This is a genomic window from Yersinia vastinensis (assembly GCF_044905075.1).
GTDB classification, from domain to species: Bacteria; Pseudomonadota; Gammaproteobacteria; order Enterobacterales; family Enterobacteriaceae; genus Yersinia; species Yersinia vastinensis.
Map to the genome: position 1 here is coordinate 4610022 of NZ_CP173260.1, position 24338 is coordinate 4634359.

Sequence of the window (24338 nt, forward strand, 5' to 3'; positions counted from 1 at the left end):
CCCGTAAGAATTAACCTACGGGCGCTGAGTCAATTAAGACTTCATGTTAACGTTTACTGATCTCATCAAAAACGCCACCAGTAGCAAAATGTACCTGCTGTGCTTTAGTCCAGCCACCAAAGACTTCGTCAATGGTAAACAATTTGAGTTGCGGGAATTCACTGGCGAATTTGGCGGCAACCGCCGGATCACGCGGGCGGTAGTAATTCTTCGCAGCGATAGTTTGGCCTTCTGGTGAATACAGGTACTTCAAATAAGCATCAGCCACATCACGAGTTCCGCGCTTATCGACGACTTTATCCACCACAGATACCGTTGGTTCGGCCAGAATAGAGACACTTGGCGTCACGATATCGAATTGGTCTTTACCCACTTCATTAACAGCCAACAACGCTTCATTTTCCCAAGCAATCAATACATCTCCGATGCCGCGTTCAACAAAGGTATTCGTCGCACCGCGAGCACCTGAGTCCAACACTTCGACATTCTTATACAGCGTTTTGACAAACTCTTGCGCCTTAGCCTGATCATTATTGTTGTGCTCTAACGCGTAACCCCACGCCGCCAGATAATTCCAGCGTGCGCCACCAGAGGTTTTTGGATTTGGCGTGATAACCGAAGTCCCCGGTTTCACTAAATCTGACCAATCATGAATTTGCTTCGGATTCCCTTTACGCACCAGAAATACAATTGTGGAGGTATAAGGCGCAGAGTTATCCGGTAGGCGCTTAATCCAATTTTTATCAATACGACCACGTTCAGCAATAGCATCGACGTCATAAGCCAGAGCCAGAGTCACAACGTCAGCTTCAATGCCATTAATAACCGAGGTCGCTTGCTTACCAGAACCGCCATGTGATTGGCGCACTGTCACCTTATCGCCGGTTTGTTCTTGCCAGTGTTTACTGAATGCCTGGTTATATTCCTGATAAAACTCGCGTGTCGGATCATATGATACGTTCAGCAATTGAATATCTTTTGCCATGGCACCCGATGCCAGCAGCAGTAATGACAAACCTACACCCCATTTACGCATTGACCCGCTCCCCAGATTTGTTGTTATTAACTCAATGTTATTAACCTAAATGCTAATCAACCCAATTGGTTGGCTTGATACAGAGCGTGCCAGAAACTTTTCTTTCAATTAAAGAATAAAAAAGTTCTGATTATATCAATACGAAATATACCGCTAATTAAATGCAAAAAGCCCCCGCGAACGGAGGCTTTCTTTTCAGGCTATCAACTGTTTTAGAACAGTTTTTTCGCCGTGTCGTACCAATCTTCTTTAAATTTACTTTTCTTATTCTCTGGCGCGATACAAACGGAGATTAATTCATGCACCATTTTCTCGTTTTGTACGCCGACACAGAAACCGCCTTGTTTATAGTCATGATCCTGCAAAAGCAGGTCCACAGCATAAGCCCCCATACGGGAAGCCAAAATACGGTCATAAGCGACTGGAGCACCACCGCGCTGGATATGGCCCAATACGGTACCGCGGGTTTCACGACCCGTTTCTTTCTCGATGTACTTAGCCAGTTCATCGATATCGTCCAGTTTTTCAGTGATGGCAACGATAGCGTGCTTCTTACCTTTAGCGATACCGGCTTTGATTTCTTCAACTAAATCATCACGTTTAAATTCAACTTCAGGGATGGCGATAAATTCACAGCCCCCAGCAATGGCCGCCGCCAGAGTCAAATCACCGCAATACCGACCCATCACTTCAACAATGGAAATACGCTGATGTGAAGAAGAGGTATCACGTAAACGGTCAATAGCTTCAACCACAGTCCCTAATGCAGTGAAGAAACCGATCGTGTAGTCAGTACCAGCCACATCGTTATCAATAGTGCCCGGCAGGCCGACGCAGTGAATACCGCCTTCTTTGGTCAGCAAGTCTGCACCAGCATAAGAACCGTCACCACCGATAACCACTAGGCCATCAATACCACGGTCCTTCATATTCTGTAGTGCAACTTTACGTTTTTCTGGGTCACGGAATTCAGGGAAACGCGCAGAACCCAAGAAGGTGCCGCCGCGGTTAATCATATCGGACACGCTATAGCGGTCCAGCTTTTTCATACGATTCTCAAACAAGCCAAGATAGCCATCTTCAATACCGTAAACTTCTAATCCTGCTGACAAAGCTGCACGAACAACTCCACGAATGGCTGCGTTCATACCTGGCGCGTCACCGCCGCTTGTGAGTACACCGATTTTCTTGACCATGACTACCTCTGAACTTGTAGATGCGATTTTTTAAAATTCTTTATTTGCCGATTATGTCTTGCACAGGCGAACAGTACAGAAAATCAGCTTCATGAGCTTAATATCGAATATTATAGCAAAAACACCAAGCTGAATTGATTCAAGTCATGCCATTTGGCGGTATTTTCTTCACGACATAACCATTATGTAACCACAATTTACCTGCTGCTAATGCAGCAATAGTTAATGTAGCAATAACCGATGAAGAAATTATAACTCCCAATGCGCATGACGCTCTTTTGGCACCACAGAGCTGGGATCTTGATGAATAAGCACATCAGCACCGGGGAAACGATGCAACAATGCTCGCTCAACCTGCTCCGCTAATCTATGCGCGTCCATCAATGGCAGCATGTCTTCCATTTCAAGATGAAGCTGAATAAAGCGAGTTGGCCCCGACTGACGAGTGCGTAAGTCATGGGCACCAATCACCCCCGGCCATGACATAACGATATCAATAATTTCCTGCCGCTCATTATCAGGCAATGCCCTATCCAGCAAAGCTTGTACCGCCTCATATCCCATACGCAATGCGCTATAAAGAATATAAACACCGATACCCAATGCGAACAATGCATCCGCACGGTGGAAGCCATACCAACTCAATGCCAATGCAATAAGGATAGCACCATTCATCATGACGTCGGATTGATAGTGCAACATATCGGCACGAATGGCCTGACTGTGAGTTTTTCGTACGACCCAACGCTGAAATGTGACTAATATCAGTGTACTGAATAATGCAACTAACGTTACCCAGATACCTATACTAGGATCTTGCAACGGCTCAGGTGAAGCTAAATGCTGGAACCCTGTCAGGAACAGGAAAAGTGCCGAGCCGGAGATAAACATACTTTGCGCTAATGCAGCCAGAGACTCCGCCTTTCCATGACCAAAAGTATGTTCTTCATCGGCAGGCTGCAAAGAGTAACGCACGACAAAAAGGTTTGTCAGCGAGGCCCCCAGATCCACCAGCGAGTCGACTAATGCTGCCAACAAGCTCACTGAACCGGTATGCCACCAGGCAAAAATTTTAATAATCAGTAAGGTTGATGCCAACACAGTGGCACTCAGCGCAGCGGCTTTAACCAGTCGCGCATATTGCGGATCCATAACTCATCCCAAATGATATTTAAGGATGATCAGTATAACGGAAATGAACAAAAAAAAGCCCCGCCATCATGGCGGGGAAAGACAGGGATGGTGTCTATGGCAAGGAAAACAGGGTATTACTTGGTACTACTGGGTATTACAGGGTACTACTTACTTCTGGGCAGAAGAGGGTTGTGCTGCCGGTGCCTGCTGCATTTTCTCAATGCGCTGCTGATACTTTTGGTTCAAGGCAGCTTTTTGCTCTGGTGTGAGCAAGTTAAACATTTGGTGGCGGACTTTCGCCATTTCGACCTGACGATCAATTTGGTTTTTGGACATTTTCTCAGCTTGGGCTCTTACCGCAGCTTCGTCGAATTTATCAGCGGTAACCAGCTTGTGCATGGCTTCCCGGTCAGCGATATCCATGCGAGGCTGGCCTTGACGAGATTGGCGCATTAAGTCGCGCATTTGCTGACGTTGCTGTTCGGTCAGGTTGACCCCATCAAACATGTTATGGTGACCGCGACCGTCTTTCTTATTCATCATCATACCGTCACCGTGGCACCAGCCATCAGTGGCTACGGGCTTATCAGCGGCGAAGGCGGCATGAGAGCCGAGAACTAACATTGACGCCATGATTAACGTTGATACTTTAGTTACTTTGCGCATTATTAACTCCTGGTTTCTATCTGCTCTGCAATTTAGTGCTTTGCGTTTCAATGAGAAGCAGTCTAGCGGCCCGGCTGCAAACTAGCGTCAGTAGGATGTAAAACTGGAGTCAGTGCATGTAAAGCTAAGTAAAGTCATGGAATACCGGCAATTGATAACGTATTTTGCGTCAAGAGGAGAAACAATCATGCATAAAATCCTATTAGTTGATGATGATCGTGAACTGACGTCGCTGTTAAAAGAATTACTGGAAATGGAAGGTTTTAATATTGTTGTTGCCCACGATGGCGAACAGGCATTAAACCTGCTGGACAGTTCTATCGATTTGTTATTACTTGATATTATGATGCCGCGCAAAAACGGTATCGAGACATTGAAAGAGCTGCGTCAACACCACCAGACCCCCGTGATCATGTTGACTGCCCGTGGCAGCGAATTGGATCGCGTACTGGGTTTGGAATTGGGTGCAGACGATTATCTGGCCAAACCCTTTAATGACCGTGAACTTGTCGCACGTATCCGCGCTATTTTGCGCCGCTCTAACTGGAGTGAACAGCAACAAAATGTTGATCAGGGCGCGCCAATACTGGAAGTGGATTGTTTGCAATTGAATCCGGGCCGTCAGGAAGCCAGCTTTGAAGGCCAATCACTGGAATTGACCGGCACTGAATTTACCTTGCTCTACTTACTGGCTCAGCATCTCGGCCAAGTGGTTTCACGGGAGCATCTCAGCCAAGAAGTGCTGGGGAAACGATTGACGCCTTTTGACCGTGCCATTGATATGCACATATCCAATTTGCGCCGTAAATTGCCAGACCGTAAAGACGGGCTACCTTGGTTTAAAACCCTGCGTGGTCGCGGGTATCTGATGGTTTCTGAAACATGATTAACAGTTTAACGACGCGAATTTTTGCTATTTTCTGGTTTACCTTAGCACTGGTGTTAATGCTGGTGCTCATGGTGCCAAAGCTCGACTCGCGTCAACTGACTACCTTGCTCGACAGTGAACAGCGCCAAGGAACGATGCTGGAGCAACATATTGAAGCCGAGCTGGCAAGTGACCCGGCGAATGACCTTATGTGGTGGCGTCGGCTTTACCGCGCTATTGAAAAATGGGCACCACCGGGTCAGCATTTAGTCCTTGTCACCACCGAAGGTCGAGTGATCGGCGCGCAACGCCACGAAATGCAAATTGTGCGTAACTTTATCGGCCAGTCAGATAATGCTGATCAACCGAAGAAGAAAAAGTATGGCCGCGTCGAGCTCGTCGGCCCTTTCTCCATCCGTGATGGAGAAGATAATTATCAGCTCTACCTCATACGCCCAGCCAATAGCCCGCAGTCAGATTTTATTAACTTGATGTTTGACCGACCACTGCTGCTATTGATAGCCACGATGTTGATCAGTGCTCCTTTGCTGTTATGGTTGGCGTGGAGTCTGGCAAAACCGGCACGTAAATTGAAAAATGCGGCTGATGACGTCGCAAGAGGTAATCTGAAACCGCACCCTGAATTGGAGTCCGGGCCACAAGAGTTTCTGGCCACCGGGGCCAGTTTCAACCAAATGATTGGGGCACTCGATAGAATGGTTGTCGCCCAGCAGCGGCTGATTTCTGATATTTCTCATGAGTTACGTACCCCGCTGACTCGCCTGCAACTGGCTACTGCGTTAATGCGCCGCCGCCACGGAGAGGGGAAAGAGCTGGAGCGTATCGAAATGGAAGCACAGCGGCTAGATAGCATGATCAATGACTTGCTGGTGCTATCTCGCAGTCAGCATAAAAATGAGTTACATCGTGAGCCTATTAAGGCGAATGCTTTATGGTCTGATGTACTGGAAAACGCGCAATTCGAAGCTGACCAAATGGGCAAAACGCTGGAGGTGACAGCACCGCCGGGGCCATGGACTCTCTTTGGTAATCCAGCGGCCCTTGACAGTGCGCTGGAGAATATCGTGCGTAATGCACTGCGTTATTCTCATCATCACATTGCCGTGGCATTCAGCTCTGATAATCAGGGTATTACTATCACTGTCGACGATGATGGCCCAGGTGTCAGCCCAGAAGACCGCGAGCAGATATTCCGCCCCTTCTACCGCACGGATGAAGCCCGTGATCGTGAATCTGGCGGGACAGGCTTGGGGCTGGCGATTGTCGAAACAGCCGTCAATCAGCACCGCGGATGGGTGCGAGCCGAAGATAGCCCGCTGGGCGGTCTGCGCTTGATTCTCTGGCTACCACTACACCCACTCAAGTCATAAACCGTAAACCAGCATCAATCCCGCAACTACCTGATAAGTTTGATCGGGTAGCTGCGGGCTTTTAATGCTTATTCAGACCCCCGCCCTTCCTTTTCCAACAACCGCTTCTTGCGCTCGACCCCCCAACGATATCCTGACAGCGCCCCATCCTGGCGAATAACCCGATGACACGGAATTGCCACAGCCAATATATTGGCCGCGCAAGCACCAGCAACAGCACGCACCGCTTTGGGTGAACCAACCTTCGCGGCAATATCGGCATAACTGGCCGTTTTTCCCACTGGGATTTCACGCAATGCCTGCCATACTCGCTGCTGGAAAGCGGTACCACGAATGTCTAATGGCAAATCAAGCCCAAGCTGGGGTGCTTCAACCAAGCCGACCACCTGAGCAAACCATTGCTCAAATTCGGCATCCCCCCCGATTAACTCGGCCTGCGGAAACTTATCCTGTAATTGCTGCACCAACAGCAGCGGATCATCGCCCAATAAAATGGCACAAATGCCCAGGTCACTTTTTGCCGCCAAAATCGCGCCGAGAGAACTTTCTCCCACGGCAAAGCGTAACGTGGCATCACGCCCGCCCTTACGATAGCGCGTCGGCGTCATGCCCAGTAATTGATTAGATTGTTCATAAAATCGACCACTAGAGTTATAACCGGCGTCAAAAATGGCATCCGTCACTGAACCTTGTCCCGCCAATTGCGTGCGGATACGCGCACTTCGAGTTGCAGTGGCATACGCTTTAGGAGTGAGCCCGGTAAAGGCTTTAAATAGCCGATGAAAATGGAAAGGACTGAGATTCAGTTTTGCCGCCAACTCATCAAGCTTAAGGGGTGTTTCAGCCTGTTCGATTAAACGGCACGCCTGACTGATTTTTTCTGCCTGCTGCTGCTCTTTGGATAGCTCTGTGGGCTGGCACCGCTTGCAAGGACGATAGCCCGCAAGCTCAGCGGCATGGTTATCAGCAAAGAATTCAATATGTTCGGCTTTAGCCTGACGGGAGGAGCAAGAGGGTCGGCAATACACACCGGTGGTTTTCACTGCATAAACAAACTGACCATCAGCCGCCTTATCGCGATTAATCACAGCGATAAAACGCGAGTCTTGCGTAGTGTCTAACCATCCTTTCGCTGATTTCATGATGAATACCCCTTTGATACTGACTGTAGCGGCCAGCATATAAAACCACCGCTGCTTGTGCTCTCCGCTCCTTGCTTTTAAATTTTTGTTTTACGGCTCAACCGCTGCACTGATAGAGGCTTTCTGATATCCTGCGCCCCTTATTATTGGGGGACATATGCTTAATATCGTTTTATTTGAACCCGAGATCCCGCCGAATACCGGCAATATTATCCGGTTATGTGCCAATACCGGTTGCCAGCTCCACCTGATTAAACCTTTAGGTTTCACTTGGGATGACAAACGCTTACGCCGTGCGGGTCTTGATTACCATGAGTTTGCTAACATTAAGCATCACCATGATTATCAGGCTTTTCTTGACAGTGAAAACCTCGATGGCGCGCAATCGACCGGCCCACAATCGGCCCGTTTATTTGCACTGACAACCAAAGGGACACCCGCTCACAGCACTGTCAGTTATCAGGTTAATGACTATCTGCTGTTTGGCCCAGAAACCCGCGGCTTGCCACCCTATGTACTGGATGCCTTACCGGCTCAACAAAAAATCAGAATTCCGATGCTAGCCGAAAGCCGCAGTATGAATCTGTCAAATGCAGTATCTGTTGTGGTGTATGAAGCTTGGCGGCAATTGGGTTATCCGGGTGCATTACTGAAAGAATAGCGAATATAGGGCAGCGGCAACATACTTCGCTGCCACCTATAACGACCTATCCCCAAAGCCATTGGAGTTGCAGGTAAGCGGCAGGTGAATCAGCCTCGGTGAACTTACGCGAGTAAGTGATTCGGGTGAGCAAATGCAGCCAACCAGCAACCCTGCAGCGTCAAGGACGAAGGGGATCAGATGCCGTCACCGTACTCAAACCCATGACTCATCCCATTAAAATGCTGGTCCATATCCAGTGACGGTTTGTCACTCTCTGGCTTGCCAACAATTCGCGCGGGTACACCGGCGGCGGTAGTGTGGGCAGGAACAGCTTGCAACACGACTGAGCCGGCACCGATTTTGGCACCACGCCCAACTTCAATATTTCCCAGAATTTTTGCGCCCGCACCTATCATCACACCTTCACGGATCTTCGGATGGCGATCACCACTGGTTTTACCGGTCCCGCCCAAAGTGACGGATTGCAGAATGGAAACATCATTTTCAACCACTGCGGTTTCACCAATCACGATACCAGTGGCATGGTCTAGCATGATGCCGCAACCGATGGTCGCCGCTGGGTGAATATCCACACCAAAAGCGACAGAAACTTGATTTTGCAGGTAAATCGCCAGTGCTTTGCGATCTTGCGCCCACAACCAATGGCCAATACGATAAGCCTGTAAGGCGTGAAAACCCTTAAGATAAAGTAATGGCGTGGAATACTTATCAACAGCAGGGTCACGCAACCGCACCGCCAAAATATCACGCGCAGCAGAGACTATCATCTGCGCATCCGCACGGTAGGCGTCTTCAACGACCTCACGGATAGCAATAGCCGGCATGATAGGATTAGCCAACTTATTCGCCAGAATATAGCTCAATGCACTGCCTAAATTCTCATGCTTCAATAATGTCGCGTGAAAAAAGCTCGCCAGCATTGGCTCACACTCTGCCAGTGCTCTAGCTTCTGATTTAATGCTACTCCAGACCAGCTCTAACTCTTCTGACGACATTGCCTACTCCTGCCCATAAACAAGTCGCTTCGGGGAACGGCCAAAGCAACCCCATACCCTTTACATTGAGCCAGTAACCCCAATGGTGTGGATATATCATTATTATTTTATTGCAGCCAACCCACTCAACCTATCAAATGCCGCTTTTTTCATCTTTTTTGGTTCGACCTAACAAGGTCAGCGCCGCTTCGCGAGCATTTTTGTGGCAATACAGCACTTGATAAATTTGTTCAGTTATTGGCATCTCAACGCCATAACGCTGCGCTAATGCCAGAACTTCCTTGGTATTGCGGTAACCTTCAACCACCTGACCAATTTTGTCCTGCGCTTCTTGCACGCCCAATCCCTGACCCAACATGATGCCAAAACGGCGGTTACGGGATTGATTATCCGTGCAGGTTAGCACCAAATCACCTAACCCCGCCATGCCCATAAAGGTGGAGGGATCAGCACCTAATGCCGCACCTAAACGAGACATTTCAGCCAAGCCACGAGTTATCAAGGCTGTGCGAGCATTGGCACCAAAGCCAATACCATCGGACATCCCGGCACCAATCGCAATAACGTTTTTAACCGCGCCACCAAGCTGCACCCCGATAAAATCGGGATTACTGTAAACCCGGAAACTTTTACCACAGTGCAATAACTGTTGTAGATCTTCACTAAATTGCGCATCCGTTGATGCTAGCGCAATCGCAGTAGGGAGACCCGCAGCCAGTTCTTTGGCAAAAGTTGGGCCTGAAATAACAGCCAGTGGGATAGTTTCTCCCAGCGCTTCTCGCGCCACATCTGCCAGCAAACGGCCCGTTTCAGCCTCAAGCCCCTTGGTCGCCCAAACAATGCGTGCATCGGGGCGTAAATGAGGTTTGAGCTGATTCAATACCGCGCCGAAAACATGGCTGGGGACGACGACCAGTACGTCACGGCTGGCTGCCAGCGCGCGTGCGAGGTCAGTTTCCAGTAGCAAAGTCTCTGGGAAAGGAACATCGGGCAGGAAGGCTTGGTTACAGCGGTCTTGTTGTAGAACCTGAATGTGTTTAGGGTCATGGCCCCATAACACGACTTGATGGCCATTACGCGCCAGCGTAATGGCTAATGCGGTGCCGTAAGATCCGGCACCGATGACAGTCATTGAAGCATGGGTGGTGTTCATCAGGCATCCTGACGTTGTTCAGCACCTTCGCCTTCAGCCTGCTGTTGCAGATAGTTCATGAACAGGGCATCAAAGTTAACCGGTGCCAGATTCAGCTGTGGGAAAGTACCGCGAGAAACCAGACTGGTGATACATTCACGCGCATACGGGAACAGAATGTTCGGGCAATATGCACCTAAGCAATGCGCCAGTTGGGTGCCTTCGATACCGGCAACGGAGAAGATACCACCCTGCTGTACTTCACACAGGAATGCAGTTTCTTCGCCCAAAGAGGCCGTTACCGTCACACGCAGTACCACTTCATACACATCTTCAGCCAGCTGACTGGAAGCAGTATCAAGATCAAGTTTAACTTCTGGCTGCCAATCTTGCTGGAAAACCTGCGGAGCATTAGGTGCTTCGAAAGAGATATCTTTGGTGTAGATACGTTGGATCTGGAAAGCCATCTCGGTGTTGTTTTGTTCTGACATGTGTATAGATACCCTAAAGTTAGACGTCCTTATTAAACAGCACAGCCGCCGTGGGCTCTTTCCATTACTATAATGAGGCCCACTGGCGAGTTAAAGCAGTGGATCAAGCCCACCGCGCGCATCCAGGGCGTGTAAATCATCACAGCCACCGATATGCTGCCCATCAATAAATACCTGAGGCACCGTCGTCCGCCCGCTGCGAGCAATCATCTCTTCACGTTTGGCCGGGTCATTATCAATAGCGATTTCATGAAAAGCCGCTCCTTTGCTGTTCAGCAGTGCTTTAGCACGATGGCAGTAAGGGCAGGTTGCTTTGGTATAAATCTCAATTTTCGCCATGGTGAACCTCAGTTAAATTTATAATCTATTGATATGACTAATCTTTATAACAATTACTTACCGCGAGCCAGTGGCAGGTTCTCGCCACTCCAGCCAGAGATACCTTCTTTCAAGGTAAACACTCGCTCAAAACCGGCTTTATTCAGCAACTCGGCAGAAGCGCGGGAGGTTGTCCCGGTGGCACAAACTACAATGATAGGCTGTGCTTTGTGCTTTTCCAACTCGCCCAGACTGCCGTTTTTAATATCACTTGGCAGTAAATTAATAGAACTGGCGATATGGCCCTTGCGGTAATCATCACGCGTGCGGATATCAACCACAACCGCATCTTCTTTGTTAATCAGACGCGTCGCTTCACCGCGTGTAATCTCTTTCACTTTTGACAGCGTAGTTTTAAAACTGGTGAAAATAACGGCAACGAACAACGCTACCCAGGCCAGACTCAAAACCGGATGCTGGCTAATGAATTGCATAATTTCTTGCAACATGGGGGTAAAAACTCCCGTTAGTTAGGGGATAATATTCAAGGGGACAGAGTATACCTGCGCGTTGCGGCAAATACAGCCAATATGCAAGTGCTATTGCAGAAACTGCGAGCAATCTCGGGAAGTTTTATCTCCGCTTTGATGATATTTACCCAAAACCCCACACCAATGTTGATCTCTTTGGGCTATTTTTAACCGGTTTTGTAGTAAATTACCGCCTTTCTACATAATAAAAAGGTTATGCAATGTCGAGCACGAAAAAACCACTGGTTCTCACTATCCTGGACGGCTACGGCCACCGTGAAGAACAGCAAGATAACGCCATTTTAAATGCCAAAACACCGGTTATGGACCGTTTATGGCAACAACAACCCCACACATTGATTGCGGCTTCCGGTTTGGATGTCGGCTTGCCTGATGGGCAGATGGGCAACTCCGAAGTGGGTCACGTCAATCTCGGTGCTGGTCGTATTGTTTATCAGGATTTGACTCGCCTCGACAAAGAAATCCAAGACGGTGACTTTTTCACAAATCCAACACTGACTGCCGCTGTTGATAAAGCGGTCAAAGCTGGCAAAGCGGTACATATCATGGGCCTGCTGTCTGCCGGCGGTGTTCACAGCCACGAAGACCACATTCTGGCGATGGTTGAACTGGCGGCCAAACGCGGTGCGACAGCTATTTATCTGCATGCCTTCCTCGATGGACGTGACACTCCACCACGCAGTGCTGAGTCATCACTGAAACGATTCACTGAGAAATTTGCAGAGCTAGGTAAAGGCCGCATTGCCTCTATTATTGGCCGCTACTACGCCATGGACCGCGATAACCGCTGGGATCGTGTACAACTGGCTTATGACTTGCTGACTCAGGCCAAAGGCGAGTTCACCGCAGACAGTGCTGTTGCCGGTCTACAAGCGGCCTATGCGCGTGATGAAAATGACGAGTTTGTTCGACCAACGGTGATTAAAGCCGCAGGTGAAGCCGATGCGGCCATGAATGATGGCGATGCATTAATCTTCATGAACTTCCGTGCTGACCGTGCTCGTCAAATCACCCGCACCTTTGTTAATGCCGATTTTGACGGTTTCAAACGCGATAAAGTGGTGAACTTCGGCGATTTCGTGATGCTGACTGAATATGCTGCGGATATTAAAGTCGCTTGTGCTTATCCACCGGCATCTCTGGAAAATACTTTCGGTGAATGGTTGATGAAGCATGACAAAACTCAGCTTCGTATTTCTGAAACTGAAAAATATGCTCACGTCACTTTCTTCTATAACGGCGGCGTTGAAGAACCATTTAAAGGTGAAGATCGTATTTTGGTTAACTCACCGAAAGTGGCCACTTATGACCTGCAACCTGAAATGAGCTCCGCAGAACTGACGGAAAAACTCATCGGTGCAATTGCCAGCGGCAAATATGATGTGATCATTTGTAACTATCCAAATGGCGATATGGTCGGTCATACCGGTGATTATGATGCGGCAGTAAAAGCAGTAGAAACGCTGGATAATTGCATTGAGCAAGTTGTTGCTGCGGTGAAAGCCGTTGATGGTCAATTGCTGATAACTGCCGACCACGGCAACGCTGAGCAGATGCGCGACCCGGCGACGGGTCAGGCACACACCGCCCACACTAGCCTGCCTGTACCCTTGATTTATGTCGGTAATAAAGAGGTTAAAGCGGTTGAAGGTGGCAAACTTTCAGATATCGCACCAACCATGCTGTCACTGATGGAAATGGAAATCCCGCAAGAGATGACTGGTAAGCCGCTGTTCATCGTGGAATAATCCTTCGTTATGAAGGAAAGGGCATCATTTGCGATATCAATGGTTACGGAAGATACCATCACCGGCAACAAAGAGAGCATCTCCCTGTTGCCGAGTGAAGTGGTACGTCGTCCGTGGTCAGCACTGTACGCCGGCGTTTTTTGCGCTGGCGTATTGCTGTTGCCACTGATTGGCCACGCAGCTGATGCCCCTCAAACTGTAAAAACGGCAGATAACAAAACCCAGTTGAAGACTATTCAGCAAGATATCGCTGAGAAAGAAAAAAGTGTTCAGCAGCAAAAACAGCAACGCAGTTCGCTACTCGATCAGTTGAAACAGCAGGAAAATACCATTGCTCAAGCCAGCCGCAGCCTGCGTGAAACTCAAGGTACACTGACTGAGCTAGACAAAGAGATTTCCAGCCTCACCGCCTCAATCGCCAAGCTACAAAGCAAACAATCTCAGCAACAAGATATTCTGTCAAAACAATTGGATGCCGCCTTTAAACAAGGCCAGCACAGCAGTTTGCAGCTTATTTTAAGTGGTGAAGAGAGCCAGCGCAGTGAGCGTATTTTGGCCTATTTCAGTTATCTCAATGAAGCCCGCCAAAAATCGATTACAGAACTGGAACAAACTCGTACTGATCTGTCGGCTGAGAAAAAGACACTAGAACAAAAGAAAAATCAGCAAAAAGCGTTATTGGATGAGCAGAAAACGCAGCAAGAGAAGCTGGAACAAGCACGTACTGCGCGCAAGAAAACCCTCACTTCGCTAGAAGCCTCACTGGAAAAAAATCAGCAGGGTCTGGCCGAGTTAAAACTGAACGAATCACGTCTGCGTGATCAAATCGCCAAAGCAGAGCGGGAAGCCAAAGCCCGAGCTGAACGGGAAGCGAAAGAAGCGGCTCGGGTACGCGAGCAAGTGAAAGCGAAAGAACAGCAAGCTAAGAAAACCGGTTCCAGCTATAAGCCAAGTGAGAGTGAGCGCTCATTAATGGCCAGAACCGGTGGTTTAGGGCGGCCAAGCGCTCAGGCCGTCTGGCCAGTTCGCGGTAATGTGACCCATCGTTTCGGTGAAGCACTGCAAGGTGAACTACGCTGGAAAGGGATGGTGATTTCCGCACCGGAAGGCAGTGAAGTCAAAGCCATCGCCGATGGTCGGGTGCTTCTGGCTGACTGGCTACAGGGCTATGGTTTGGTTGTGGTTGTTGAGCACGGCAAAGGGGATATGAGTTTATATGGCTACAACCAGAGTGCGTTAGTCAATGTTGGTGCGCAAGTGAAAGCGGGCCAGCCGATTGCGCTCGTTGGGACCAGTGGCGGCCAAGGTGAACCTTCACTCTATTTTGAAATCCGCCGCCAAGGACAAGCTGTTAACCCACAACCCTGGTTAGGAAGATAGGGAACAACGTTAGGGAACATGTATTGCGCTATTTCAACACACGCCGATTTATCATCGTAAGCACCCTGCTCATCGCCAATGCCGCACAAGCGGGCAAACTTTCCATTGTTATTGATGACTTTGGTTATCGTCCCCAGAACGAAAACAAGATATTACAGATGCCACTGCCAATTTCAGTGGCGATCCTACCTAATGCTCCATACGCCAAAGAGATGGCAGTCAAAGCCCACAATCAAGGGCGAGAAATTCTGATTCACCTGCCTATGGCACCACTGAGTAAGCAGCCATTAGAGCGCGACACTTTGCAGCCCTCCATGAGCAGCGAAGAAATTCAGCGCATCATTCGCCAAGCGGTGAATAACGTTCCCTACGCCAGCGGCATGAATAACCATATGGGTAGCGCGATGACGTCAAGTTTTTCAGGGATGCAGAAAGTGATGCAGACGCTGGAGCATTACCAGCTCTATTTCCTCGACAGCGTGACTATCGGCAATAGTCAGGCCAGTAGGGCGGCAGAGGGAACTGGCGTCAAAGTGATCAAGCGAAAAGTCTTTTTGGATGACTCGCAAAACGAAGCGGCCATTCGACAACAATTTAATCGGGCAGTCGATCTCGCGCGCCGTAACGGCTCCGCAATAGCTATCGGGCATCCACATCCTTCCACGATTAAGGTGCTGCAACAAATGCTGCCTCAGCTGCCTTCTGACATCGTTTTGGTTAGGCCTAGTGCACTGCTAAATGAACCTGTGCACAATTATAGCGGCGGGGGCAGCGTCTCTCCGGACAAAACAAAACCGCGTGATCCGACGAAAAATGGCCGCTTGAAGGTTATCAAGCAATGCAACGCGAAAGCCAGCTACGTACCAGAGAAACTCTATGCCGATAAGATGTTTACGCTGTTAGGTGAAAGCCTAATGCAAAACCCAGCCGTGGTATTTGTACAGCGACATTGGCAGCAATACTTCCCGCCAATGCCGATCGCGCCTGAAAATGAAACAGTAGCGCCGCCCGCAGATAAATCCACAACCCAATAGATAACAACGGGGCAGCCATCACTGACTGCCCCGATTTATTTAACTATCTGATATTTTTAAATTAAATCAATCCCAACTCAATACCACTTTCCCAGACTTGCCGGAGCGCATAGCATCAAACCCTTGCTGGAATTCATCAATAGAGAAACGGTGAGTAATAATCGGGGTTAAATCCAAACCAGATTGAATCAGAGCCGCCATTTTGTACCAGGTTTCAAACATCTCGCGGCCATAAATCCCCTTGATGAACAGCCCCTTGAAAATGACCTGATTCCAATCGATGGACATGTCAGACGGCGGTATTCCCAGCATCGCAATGCGCCCACCGTGATTCATTGAGTTCAGTAATGTGCGGAATGCAGGAGGTGCGCCGGACATCTCTAGTCCTACATCAAACCCTTCGGTCATACCCAGTTCGGCCATCACATCATTCAGATTTTCTTTACTAACATTGACGGCTCGCGTCACGCCCATTTTACGCGCCAGATCCAGACGATATTCATTTACATCAGTGATAACAACATGACGGGCGCCCACATGCTTACACACTGCCGCGGCCATAATACCAATCGGACCCGCGCCAGACACCAGCACATCTTCCCCGACTAAATCAAAGGACAGCGCGGTATGTACGGCATTGCCGAAGGGGTCAAAGATAGCGGCGAGTTCATCAGAGATATTGTCGGGTATTTTGAATGCATTAAAGGCTGGGATCACCAGATATTCGGCAAAAGAACCCGGACGATTCACACCGACACCCACGGTATTGCGGCAAAGATGGGTACGGCCACCACGGCAGTTACGGCAATGCCCACACGTAATATGGCCTTCGCCAGACACCCGGTCACCAATATTAAAACCTTTAACTTCCTGACCAATCGCCACAATTTCGCCCACATATTCGTGGCCAACAACCATCGGGACAGGGATAGTTTTTTGCGACCATTCATCCCAGTTATAAATATGTACATCAGTGCCGCAAATGGCCGTTTTGCGAATTTTGATCATGATGTCGTTGTGACCCAGCTCTGGCTGTGGCACCTCGGTCATCCAAATACCTTCTTCTGCTTTCAGTTTGGACAGCGCTTTCATAGACGAAACTTTCATGAACCATTCCTTACGCAATAACGTTAAGCTGTTTACCAATACGCACGAAGGCTTCAACAGCCTGCTCGACTTGCTCTGGTGTGTGATCTGCTGACATTTGGGTACGGATGCGCGCTTGCCCTTTTGGCACTACCGGATAGAAGAAACCGGTGACGTAAATCCCCTCTTTCAGCAACGCATTGGCAAACTCTTGCGCTAATGCCGCATCGCCCAGCATCACCGGGATAATAGCGTGATCAGCACCGGCCAGAGTGAAACCCGCGGCACTCATTTTCTCGCGGAATAAACGAGCATTAGCCCATAAACGATCGCGCAGTTCTGCGCCCTCTTCCAAGAGTGATAACACTTCAATTGAAGCAGCAACAATTGCTGGAGCTAATGAGTTTGAGAACAAATAAGGGCGTGAACGCTGACGTAGCCACTCAACCACTTCTTTACGCCCCGCAGTATAACCCCCTGATGCTCCGCCCAATGCCTTACCTAAGGTGCCAGTAATAATATCGACGCGATCCATCACTTCGCAGTATTCATGAGTCCCGCGACCATTGGCACCGACAAAACCTACCGCATGGGAGTCATCAACCATCACCAATGCTTGATACTCGTCAGCCAAGTCACAGACCCCTTTCAAGTTGGCAATCACCCCATCCATGGAGAACACACCGTCGGTGGCTATCATGATATGGCGCGCACCGTCTGATTTGGCTTGCTCAAGCTGGGCCTTCAGCTCGCTCATATCATTGTTGGCATAGCGGTAACGCTTCGCTTTACATAACCGCACGCCATCAATAATAGAAGCATGATTCAGCGCATCAGAAATAATGGCATCTTCTGGCCCCAGCAGGGTTTCAAATAGGCCACCGTTGGCATCAAAGCAGGAGGAATAGAGAATGGCATCTTCCATGCCCAGAAAACTGGCCAGCTTTTGCTCCAGTTCTTTATGAGTATCTTGAGTTCCACAGATAAAACGCACCGAGGCCATACCAAAACCATGGGTATCCATGCCTTTTTTCGCGGCCTCGATCAGCCGTGGATGGTTTGCCAGACCTAAATAGTTATTGGCGCAAAAATTGATTACATGGCGGCCATCAGCCACAGCAATATCTGCTTGTTGAGCAGAGGTAATGATCCGTTCGTTTTTATACAGCCCTTCAGCACGGGTCGTTTCGAGTTGTTGTTCTAATTGCTGATAAAAAGGGTTTCTAACAAAAGGCAGGGACATGCAGTTATCTCCAGGATGGGCAATTTCACCGTATATTTTACTGCTTGACGGATGAACTGACGAGAAACCTTGGCTTATATTATAAAAAATGCAGCACATATCACGGTGAACATTCCTAAACCCGCATAGAAACTGACAGATTAGCCCCTTTCGGCTGTGCGCTATCCTATGAAATGTTATGATAACGACAAATTAGTGTGGGGCATTGTGCCCGACCAAGAAGATTAGCAAGGGTGAACCTGATGATTATCGTCACTGGCGGCGCCGGTTTCATTGGCAGCAACATCGTTAAGGCACTGAATAATATCGGCTATAAAGATATTCTGGTGGTAGACAACCTGAAAGACGGTACCAAATTCGTCAATCTGGTTGACTTGGATATTGCTGATTACATGGATAAAGAAGATTTCGTTGCCAGTATTGTTGCCGGTGATGATATGGGTGATATCGACGCCATTTTCCATGAAGGTGCCTGTTCTTCCACCACCGAGTGGGATGGTAAGTACATGATGGATAATAACTATCAGTACTCTAAAGATATCCTGCACTTCTGCCTGGATCGCGGCATTCCGTTCTTGTATGCCTCATCGGCGGCAACCTACGGTGGACGTACTGATAACTTCATCGAAGACCGTCAGTACGAACAGCCACTTAACGTTTATGGCTATTCCAAATTCTTGTTTGATCAGTATGTGCGTGAGATTCTGCCGCAAGCTGACTCACAGATTTGTGGGTTCCGTTATTTCAATGTTTATGGCCCACGTGAAGGCCACAAAGGCAGCATGGCAAGCGTTGCTTTCCACCTGAATAATCAGATCAATGCAGGTGAAAATCCTAAGCTGTTCTCCGGCAGCGAAAATTTCAAACGCGATTTCATCTATGTGGGTGATGTGGCTGACGTTAATCTGTGGTTCTGGAAAAACGGTGTCTCTGGCATTTTCAACTGCGGCACTGGTCGCGCTGAATCTTTCCAGGCTGTTGCTGATGCGGTAGTGGATTTCCACCAAAGCGGACCAGTGGAATACATTGAATTCCCAGAGAAACTGAAAGGTCGTTATCAAGCATACACGCAAGCAGACTTAACCAATTTGCGTGCTGCCGGTTATGACAAACCCTTCAAAACCGTCGCTGAAGGCGTCAAAGAATATCTGACCTGGCTCAATCGCTCAGTCTAAATCACTTGCTGCAAGGAATTGATAAACGGTATGAAAATACTGGTCATCGGCCCTTCTTGGGTTGGCGATATGATGATGTCGCAAAGTCTTTACCGCACCCTGAAGGCCGAATATCCGGCAGCAGATATTGATGTGATGGCACCCGCGTGGTGCCGTCCACTTTTGGCCAGAATGCCAGAAGTGCGTCACGCAGTCCCTATGCCATTAGGTCATGGGGTTTTTGCGTTTGATGAGCGTCGCCGCTTGGGTCTGGCATTGCGTGAGACAGGCTATGACCGCGCTTATGTGCTACCAAACTCGTTTAAATCTGCCCTGATCCCTTATTTCTCTGGGATTAAGCAGCGGATTGGCTGGCGGGGCGAGATGCGTTACTTCTTGCTCAATGATATGCGCATTTTGGATAAACACGCCTTCCCGATGATGGTTCAGCGCTATGTTGCACTGGCCTATGATAAAGAACGTATTCATTCAGCCGACGATTTACCGCAACCTTTGCTCTGGCCTAAATTAGAGGTTCGAGATGAAGAGATTGCAGAGGTTACCGCTTCATTCAATCTCACCGATAGCCGGCCTATTATTGGATTCTGCCCAGGTGCTGAGTTTGGCCCCGCAAAACGCTGGCCACATTATCACTATGCACAACTTGCCCAGAAACTGATTGATGCTGGCTATCGCGTTATCTTATTGGGGTCTGCCAAAGATAATGAAGCCGGTGAGGAAATCCGTCAGGCTCTGGGCGAAAGCACGCGCGAATACTGCCTCAATTTAGCGGGCCAAACCTCGTTAGACCAAGCTGTGGTAATGATTGCTGCCTGTAACGCAGTGGTCAGTAATGACTCCGGTTTAATGCATGTTGCGGCGGCATTAGACAAGCCATTAGTGGCCTTGTATGGCCCAAGCAGCCCGGACTTCACCCCGCCACTGTCTGATAAAGCCACCGTGATCCGCCTGATTACCGGTTACCATAAAGTGCGTAAAGGTGATAGCGCTCAAGGTTATCATCAGAGCTTGATTGATATCCAGCCAGAGCAAGTGATGGCGGCGCTCGAGGCGCAACTATCTGCATGCAAAAGCGCTGTCAGTGAGGCTGATTAATGCATGTATTGATCGTTAAAACCTCTTCAATGGGTGACGTTTTACATACGTTGCCTGCACTGACGGATGCAATGAATACTATTCCCGGCATTCGTTTTGATTGGGTAGTAGAAGAGGGATTCAGCCAGATCCCCAGTTGGCACCCTGCGGTGGATAAAGTCATCCCGGTGGCAATTCGTCGTTGGCGTAAAAACTGGTTTGGTAGTGATACTCGGCAAGAGCGCTGCGATTTTAAGCGTGTTGTACAGCAGCGCAGCTACGATGTGGTGATCGATGCTCAGGGGCTAATTAAAAGTGCCGCACTGATTACTCGTATCGCCAAAGGAATTAAACATGGCCCAGATTGCAAAAGCGCGCGCGAACCGTTTGCTAGTTGGTTTTATAACTCCCGCCATGAAATTGATACCAAACTGCATGCCGTCGAGCGCATACGCCAACTGTTTGCCAAAAGCCTCGGCTACGACAAACCAGAGAGTTACGGCGACTACGCCATCGCGCCGCGTTTTTTAAGCCAATTACCAACCGATGCAGGTCAGTATTTGGTTTTCCTGCATGCAACAACCCGCGACAGCAAACATTGGCCTGAAAGCCATTGGCTCAAATTGATTGAGCTGGTCGCGCCGACAGGCTTAAAAATAAAGCTGCCTTGGGGCGCGGAACATGAATATCAGCGCGCTTTGCGGTTAGCCGCGGATTTTCCTCATGTTGAGGTATTACCTAAACTCAGTCTTCAGCAAGTCGCTGAGGTTCTGGCGGGAGCAAAAGCTGTCGTCTCCGTGGATACCGGCTTAAGTCATTTGACCGCCGCACTGGACCGCCCCAACATAACGCTGTTCGGCCCAACTGATCCTGGCTTGATTGGCGGTTATGGAAAAAACCAGATTGCGGTTATTTCTGAGCAAAAAAGCATGGATACCATTTCGGCTGAAACCATCATGGCACGATTGGAAACACTGATTTTCTAAATTGTGTAATAACAATTGGCTCTGTTAATTATCGGAGTCAATTGTTCTCAGTATTCTGATTGTTAAGCGCCATTAATTGATTATTTAAGTTATTAAGCATGTTCGTTAATTCACATCGGGTTAATAACTGCATGCGGTTCTTTTACATACCCAATTAATGACTCAATACTATTTCGATAAAATAGACGCTATTGAGTCAGTGATAAACCACTGAAGATACAAAAATTATCAGATAAAAATATCACAATTAAATAAGCGGGTGGAATCTACGGCTACACCATGACACCCATCAAGCAATAATGACAATGATTCTCATTTTTAAACATAAAAAATCAATTTTACGACTTACCATTTGTTGAAAATTTATATTCTTTTTTATGAATGACCTGACTCTGCTCAGGTTATCAGGCGGCTCCAGTCGAAAAGAGCCTTTCTTGCTCAAATATGGTATTATTCTTAATAATCCATATAAATGAAATTGATAGAATGTTGCTGCGTTTATATCAGGTATTACTCTACCTTATTCAACCTCTGATTTGGCTGCGGTTGCTGTTACGTAGCCGTAAAGCCCCTGCTTATCGCAAGCGCTGGGGGGAACGCTATGGTTTTTGTGCTGGTAAAGTTGTTGCCGGCGGCATTATGCTGCATTCCGTTTCAGTCGGTGAAACACTGGCTGCTATCCCATTAGTTAGGGCGCTGCGCCATCGTTATCCATCATTGCCTATTACCGTGACCACCATGACCCCCACCGGCTCTGAGCGCGTCCAGTCGGCTTTTGGTAAAGATGTTCACCACGTTTATCTTCCTTATGACCTTCCCGGTTCGGTGAATCGCTTTCTTGATCAGGTCAATCCCAAACTGGTCATTATCATGGAAACTGAATTATGGCCGAACCTGATCAATGCGCTGCATCGCCGCAAAATACCCTTGGTGATTGCCAACGCACGTCTTTCTGCCCGGTCTGCCGCAGGTTATAAAAAGATCGGTAGTTTTATACGCAACATACTGCAACGAATCACACTGATTGCCGCGCAAAATCAAGAAGATGGCGATCGTTTTATCGAGTTGGGCCTTAAGCGCTCGCAACTGACCGTCACGGGTAGCTTAAAATTTGATATTTCCGTCACACCTGAATTAGCCGCCAGAGCCATAACATTGCGCCGCCAGTGGGCACCACATCGCCCAGTTTGGATTGCCACCAGTACGCATGACGGCGAAGAAACTATCTTGCTGGAGGCCCATCGCCAGTTATTGCAGCACTTCCCGACATTATTGCTGATATTGGTGCCCCGTCACCCAGAACGTTTCCCAAAAGCGGTTGAATTAACGCAAAAAGCCGGTCTGAGTTATACATTGCGCAGCAAAGGCGAAGTCCCATCGACCAATACACAAGTCGTGATTGGCGATACCATGGGCGAGCTGATGCTACTGTATGGCATTGCTGATTTAGCTTTTGTTGGCGGGAGTCTGGTTGAACGTGGTGGTCATAACCCGTTAGAGGCTGCGGCCCACGCTATTCCAGTGCTGATGGGGCCACATACGTTCAACTTTAAAGATATCTGTGCAAAGCTAGAACAAGCAGAAGGGCTGATTACCGTCACCGATACCTCCTCGTTGGTAAAAGAAATTACCATGCTGCTGACAGATGAGGATTGTCGCCTCTATTATGGCCGTCATGCAGTTGATGTCTTGCATGAAAATCAAGGTGCACTACAACGGTTATTGCACTTGCTGGAGCCTTATCTGCCGCAACGGAGCCACTAAATGAGTGCAAGAAAACGCCTGTCAGTGGTGATGATCGCCAAAAATGAAGCCTCACTACTGGCAGATTGTTTGGCATCAGTTACTTGGGCTGATGAAATAGTGGTATTGGATTCTGGCAGTGAAGATGAAACCGTCACATTGGCCCAACAATTTGGCGCAAAAGTTTACAGCAACACCGAATGGCCCGGTTATGGCAAACAACGGCAATTAGCCCAGCAATATGCCACTGGCGATTACATTCTGATGCTGGATGCTGATGAACGCGTTACCCCCGAGCTTAAAACCGCGATTGAAACCGCCTTATCAGCACCTGAAGAGGGGGCCGTTTATAGCTGTGCTCGGCGGAACCTATTTTTAGGCCGCTTTATGCGCCACAGTGGCTGGTATCCCGATAGAGTGACACGATTGTATCCGCACCACCAATACCACTATAACGACGATTTAGTTCATGAATCACTCAACAGTGGCTCTGCTAAAATTATTCCATTGACGGGTGATTTACTGCATCTGACTTGCCGTGATTTTTTTGCTTTCCAACGTAAGCAACTTAACTATGCTCAAGCATGGGCGGAGCAGCGCCATCAACAAGGCAAAAGTTGCCGTTACTTTTCAATTCTCAGCCATACTCTCGGGGCATTTTGTAAGACATGGCTATTACGTGCTGGTTTCCTCGATGGTAAACAGGGGCTATTGCTGGCAGTGGTAAATGCGCAATATACCTTTAATAAATATGCGGCTCTGTGGGCATTGAGCCATCAATATCAGAAAAGTGAGAATTCATGACCACTAAAGCCATCTATCCGGGGACATTTGACCCTATGACCAATGGGCATTTGGATTTAGTTACCCGCGCTTCAAAAATGTTTAGCCACGTGATTTTGGCTATTGCGGACAGTTCCAGCAAAAAACCCATGTTTACTCTGGCTGAGAGGGTTAATTTGGCAAAACAAGTGACCGCCTCGCTGGAGAATGTTGAAGTCTTGGGATTCAGTGAACTAATGGCCGAATTTGCCAAAAAGCATGATGCGAATATCTTGGTACGTGGCTTACGGTCAGTTTCAGATTTCGAATATGAATGGCAGTTGGCAAATATGAACCGTCATCTGATGCCAAAATTGGAAAGTGTCTTCTTGATGCCATCTGAAAAGTGGTCATTTATCTCATCTTCACTGGTGAAGGAAGTTGCGCGACATGGTGGAGACATCACGCCATTCCTTCCAGCACCAGTTACTCAGGCTTTGATGAGCAAATTAGCAAAATAAAT

General features: G+C 48.4%; 24 protein-coding genes. 12 read left to right on the forward strand and 12 right to left on the reverse strand.

The window, feature by feature from the left end; all coding sequences use genetic code 11:
* Nucleotides 1-46: 46 nt before the first annotated feature.
* From ACIOG0_RS21330 to cpxP, 4 genes are all read right to left on the reverse strand, one after another.
* A complete protein-coding gene (locus ACIOG0_RS21330) occupies nt 47-1036 on the reverse strand; it encodes a sulfate ABC transporter substrate-binding protein (RefSeq protein WP_050101077.1) in 990 nt (329 codons plus the stop codon).
* A 212-nt stretch (nt 1037-1248) separates the two neighbouring features.
* Nucleotides 1249-2232, reverse strand: a complete 984-nt coding sequence (gene pfkA / locus ACIOG0_RS21335; protein ID WP_050101078.1) for a 6-phosphofructokinase — start codon at nt 2230-2232, stop codon at nt 1249-1251.
* 249 nt (nt 2233-2481) lie between these two features.
* Complete coding sequence (gene fieF, locus ACIOG0_RS21340) at nt 2482-3384, reverse strand: CDF family cation-efflux transporter FieF (RefSeq protein WP_050101079.1); 903 nt, start codon at nt 3382-3384, stop codon at nt 2482-2484.
* 150 nt (nt 3385-3534) lie between these two features.
* A complete protein-coding gene (gene cpxP, locus ACIOG0_RS21345) occupies nt 3535-4032 on the reverse strand; it encodes a cell-envelope stress modulator CpxP (protein WP_050296337.1) in 498 nt (165 codons plus the stop codon).
* Nucleotides 4033-4219: 187 nt separating this feature from the next.
* On the opposite strand from cpxP, the gene cpxR reads away from it, so the two are divergent.
* Together cpxR and cpxA are read left to right on the forward strand one after the other, a co-directional pair.
* A complete protein-coding gene (cpxR, locus tag ACIOG0_RS21350) occupies nt 4220-4918 on the forward strand; it encodes an envelope stress response regulator transcription factor CpxR (RefSeq protein WP_050101081.1) in 699 nt (232 codons plus the stop codon).
* Complete coding sequence (gene cpxA, locus ACIOG0_RS21355) at nt 4915-6291, forward strand: envelope stress sensor histidine kinase CpxA (RefSeq protein ID WP_050101082.1); 1377 nt, start codon at nt 4915-4917, stop codon at nt 6289-6291. The genes cpxR and cpxA overlap by 4 nt, the downstream gene beginning before the upstream one ends.
* A 68-nt stretch (nt 6292-6359) precedes the next feature.
* Here cpxA and ada read toward each other — a convergent pair whose 3' ends face one another.
* A complete protein-coding gene (gene ada / locus ACIOG0_RS21360; protein WP_404704909.1) occupies nt 6360-7433 on the reverse strand; it encodes a bifunctional DNA-binding transcriptional regulator/O6-methylguanine-DNA methyltransferase Ada in 1074 nt (357 codons plus the stop codon).
* Nucleotides 7434-7590: 157 nt separating this feature from the next.
* On the opposite strand from ada, the gene trmL reads away from it, so the two are divergent.
* On the forward strand, nt 7591-8094 hold the full coding sequence (gene trmL / locus ACIOG0_RS21365) for a tRNA (uridine(34)/cytosine(34)/5-carboxymethylaminomethyluridine(34)-2'-O)-methyltransferase TrmL (RefSeq protein WP_050101083.1): 504 nt from the start codon (nt 7591-7593) through the stop codon (nt 8092-8094).
* 176 nt (nt 8095-8270) lie between these two features.
* On the opposite strand, the gene cysE is transcribed toward trmL, so the two are convergent.
* The 5 genes from cysE to ACIOG0_RS21390 all read right to left on the reverse strand — a co-directional run bounded on the left by cysE (nt 8271) and on the right by ACIOG0_RS21390 (nt 11542).
* Nucleotides 8271-9092 (reverse strand): serine O-acetyltransferase, encoded by an 822-nt coding sequence (gene cysE, locus ACIOG0_RS21370; protein ID WP_050101084.1) that lies wholly within the window; start codon nt 9090-9092, stop codon nt 8271-8273.
* 133 nt (nt 9093-9225) lie between these two features.
* Nucleotides 9226-10245 (reverse strand): NAD(P)H-dependent glycerol-3-phosphate dehydrogenase, encoded by a 1020-nt coding sequence (gene gpsA, locus ACIOG0_RS21375; protein WP_128451826.1) that lies wholly within the window; start codon nt 10243-10245, stop codon nt 9226-9228.
* Complete coding sequence (secB, locus tag ACIOG0_RS21380; protein WP_050101086.1) at nt 10245-10715, reverse strand: protein-export chaperone SecB; 471 nt, start codon at nt 10713-10715, stop codon at nt 10245-10247. The genes gpsA and secB overlap by 1 nt, the downstream gene beginning before the upstream one ends.
* A 90-nt stretch (nt 10716-10805) precedes the next feature.
* The gene (gene grxC, locus ACIOG0_RS21385) at nt 10806-11054 is read right to left on the reverse strand and encodes a glutaredoxin 3 (RefSeq protein WP_050101087.1); all 249 of its coding nucleotides are present in this window, start codon (nt 11052-11054) and stop codon (nt 10806-10808) included.
* A gap of 53 nt (nt 11055-11107) precedes the next feature.
* The gene (locus ACIOG0_RS21390) at nt 11108-11542 is read right to left on the reverse strand and encodes a rhodanese-like domain-containing protein (protein WP_050101088.1); all 435 of its coding nucleotides are present in this window, start codon (nt 11540-11542) and stop codon (nt 11108-11110) included.
* A gap of 242 nt (nt 11543-11784) precedes the next feature.
* On the opposite strand from ACIOG0_RS21390, the gene gpmM reads away from it, so the two are divergent.
* The 3 genes from gpmM to ACIOG0_RS21405 are packed head-to-tail and all read left to right on the forward strand — an operon-like array spanning nt 11785 to nt 15746.
* Nucleotides 11785-13332 (forward strand): 2,3-bisphosphoglycerate-independent phosphoglycerate mutase, encoded by a 1548-nt coding sequence (gene gpmM, locus ACIOG0_RS21395; RefSeq protein WP_128451825.1) that lies wholly within the window; start codon nt 11785-11787, stop codon nt 13330-13332.
* 9 nt (nt 13333-13341) lie between these two features.
* The gene (gene envC, locus ACIOG0_RS21400) at nt 13342-14712 is read left to right on the forward strand and encodes a murein hydrolase activator EnvC (RefSeq protein WP_050101090.1); all 1371 of its coding nucleotides are present in this window, start codon (nt 13342-13344) and stop codon (nt 14710-14712) included.
* A gap of 23 nt (nt 14713-14735) precedes the next feature.
* Nucleotides 14736-15746: a divergent polysaccharide deacetylase family protein gene (locus ACIOG0_RS21405; protein WP_050141072.1), complete on the forward strand. Its 1011-nt coding sequence runs from the start codon at nt 14736-14738 to the stop codon at nt 15744-15746.
* 66 nt (nt 15747-15812) lie between these two features.
* On the opposite strand, the gene tdh is transcribed toward ACIOG0_RS21405, so the two are convergent.
* Both tdh and kbl read right to left on the reverse strand, forming a co-directional pair.
* Nucleotides 15813-16838 (reverse strand): L-threonine 3-dehydrogenase, encoded by a 1026-nt coding sequence (tdh, locus tag ACIOG0_RS21410; RefSeq protein WP_004710489.1) that lies wholly within the window; start codon nt 16836-16838, stop codon nt 15813-15815.
* 25 nt (nt 16839-16863) lie between these two features.
* The gene (gene kbl / locus ACIOG0_RS21415; RefSeq protein WP_050101092.1) at nt 16864-18075 is read right to left on the reverse strand and encodes a glycine C-acetyltransferase; all 1212 of its coding nucleotides are present in this window, start codon (nt 18073-18075) and stop codon (nt 16864-16866) included.
* Between the two features lie 242 nt (nt 18076-18317).
* On the opposite strand from kbl, the gene rfaD reads away from it, so the two are divergent.
* The 6 genes from rfaD to coaD all read left to right on the forward strand — a co-directional run bounded on the left by rfaD (nt 18318) and on the right by coaD (nt 24336).
* The gene (gene rfaD / locus ACIOG0_RS21420) at nt 18318-19250 is read left to right on the forward strand and encodes an ADP-glyceromanno-heptose 6-epimerase (protein ID WP_050101093.1); all 933 of its coding nucleotides are present in this window, start codon (nt 18318-18320) and stop codon (nt 19248-19250) included.
* 30 nt (nt 19251-19280) lie between these two features.
* Nucleotides 19281-20345, forward strand: a complete 1065-nt coding sequence (gene rfaF / locus ACIOG0_RS21425) for an ADP-heptose--LPS heptosyltransferase RfaF (protein ID WP_050101094.1) — start codon at nt 19281-19283, stop codon at nt 20343-20345.
* Nucleotides 20345-21310, forward strand: a complete 966-nt coding sequence (rfaC, locus tag ACIOG0_RS21430) for a lipopolysaccharide heptosyltransferase RfaC (RefSeq protein WP_050296335.1) — start codon at nt 20345-20347, stop codon at nt 21308-21310. The genes rfaF and rfaC overlap by 1 nt, the downstream gene beginning before the upstream one ends.
* 486 nt (nt 21311-21796) lie before the next feature.
* Nucleotides 21797-23074, forward strand: coding sequence for a lipid IV(A) 3-deoxy-D-manno-octulosonic acid transferase (gene waaA, locus ACIOG0_RS21435; RefSeq protein WP_050101096.1), 1278 nt, complete (start codon nt 21797-21799; stop codon nt 23072-23074).
* A complete protein-coding gene (locus tag ACIOG0_RS21440; RefSeq protein WP_050101097.1) occupies nt 23075-23857 on the forward strand; it encodes a glycosyltransferase family 2 protein in 783 nt (260 codons plus the stop codon).
* Nucleotides 23854-24336, forward strand: a complete 483-nt coding sequence (gene coaD, locus ACIOG0_RS21445) for a pantetheine-phosphate adenylyltransferase (RefSeq protein ID WP_050101098.1) — start codon at nt 23854-23856, stop codon at nt 24334-24336. The genes ACIOG0_RS21440 and coaD overlap by 4 nt, the downstream gene beginning before the upstream one ends.
* The last annotated feature ends 2 nt before the right edge of the window (nt 24337-24338 follow it).

Bases quoted from the DNA above. Each gene is read 5' to 3' on its own strand.
- rfaF (WP_050101094.1), top strand. From the start codon at position 19,281: ATGAAAATACTGGTCATCGGCCCTTCTTGGGTTGGCGATATGATGATG.
- secB (WP_050101086.1), bottom strand. From the start codon at position 10,715: ATGTCAGAACAAAACAACACCGAGATGGCTTTCCAGATCCAACGTATC.
- tdh (WP_004710489.1), bottom strand. From the start codon at position 16,838: ATGAAAGCGCTGTCCAAACTGAAAGCAGAAGAAGGTATTTGGATGACC.
- gpmM (WP_128451825.1), top strand. From the start codon at position 11,785: ATGTCGAGCACGAAAAAACCACTGGTTCTCACTATCCTGGACGGCTAC.
- cpxA (WP_050101082.1), top strand. From the start codon at position 4,915: ATGATTAACAGTTTAACGACGCGAATTTTTGCTATTTTCTGGTTTACC.
- rfaD (WP_050101093.1), top strand. From the start codon at position 18,318: ATGATTATCGTCACTGGCGGCGCCGGTTTCATTGGCAGCAACATCGTT.
- pfkA (WP_050101078.1), bottom strand. From the start codon at position 2,232: ATGGTCAAGAAAATCGGTGTACTCACAAGCGGCGGTGACGCGCCAGGT.
- cpxP (WP_050296337.1), bottom strand. From the start codon at position 4,032: ATGCGCAAAGTAACTAAAGTATCAACGTTAATCATGGCGTCAATGTTA.
- ACIOG0_RS21390 (WP_050101088.1), bottom strand. From the start codon at position 11,542: ATGTTGCAAGAAATTATGCAATTCATTAGCCAGCATCCGGTTTTGAGT.
- gpsA (WP_128451826.1), bottom strand. From the start codon at position 10,245: ATGAACACCACCCATGCTTCAATGACTGTCATCGGTGCCGGATCTTAC.
- ACIOG0_RS21440 (WP_050101097.1), top strand. From the start codon at position 23,075: ATGAGTGCAAGAAAACGCCTGTCAGTGGTGATGATCGCCAAAAATGAA.
- kbl (WP_050101092.1), bottom strand. From the start codon at position 18,075: ATGTCCCTGCCTTTTGTTAGAAACCCTTTTTATCAGCAATTAGAACAA.
- ada (WP_404704909.1), bottom strand. From the start codon at position 7,433: ATGAAATCAGCGAAAGGATGGTTAGACACTACGCAAGACTCGCGTTTT.
- cysE (WP_050101084.1), bottom strand. From the start codon at position 9,092: ATGTCGTCAGAAGAGTTAGAGCTGGTCTGGAGTAGCATTAAATCAGAA.
- trmL (WP_050101083.1), top strand. From the start codon at position 7,591: ATGCTTAATATCGTTTTATTTGAACCCGAGATCCCGCCGAATACCGGC.
- grxC (WP_050101087.1), bottom strand. From the start codon at position 11,054: ATGGCGAAAATTGAGATTTATACCAAAGCAACCTGCCCTTACTGCCAT.
- cpxR (WP_050101081.1), top strand. From the start codon at position 4,220: ATGCATAAAATCCTATTAGTTGATGATGATCGTGAACTGACGTCGCTG.
- fieF (WP_050101079.1), bottom strand. From the start codon at position 3,384: ATGGATCCGCAATATGCGCGACTGGTTAAAGCCGCTGCGCTGAGTGCC.
- coaD (WP_050101098.1), top strand. From the start codon at position 23,854: ATGACCACTAAAGCCATCTATCCGGGGACATTTGACCCTATGACCAAT.
- waaA (WP_050101096.1), top strand. From the start codon at position 21,797: ATGTTGCTGCGTTTATATCAGGTATTACTCTACCTTATTCAACCTCTG.
- envC (WP_050101090.1), top strand. From the start codon at position 13,342: ATGAAGGAAAGGGCATCATTTGCGATATCAATGGTTACGGAAGATACC.
- rfaC (WP_050296335.1), top strand. From the start codon at position 20,345: ATGCATGTATTGATCGTTAAAACCTCTTCAATGGGTGACGTTTTACAT.
- ACIOG0_RS21330 (WP_050101077.1), bottom strand. From the start codon at position 1,036: ATGCGTAAATGGGGTGTAGGTTTGTCATTACTGCTGCTGGCATCGGGT.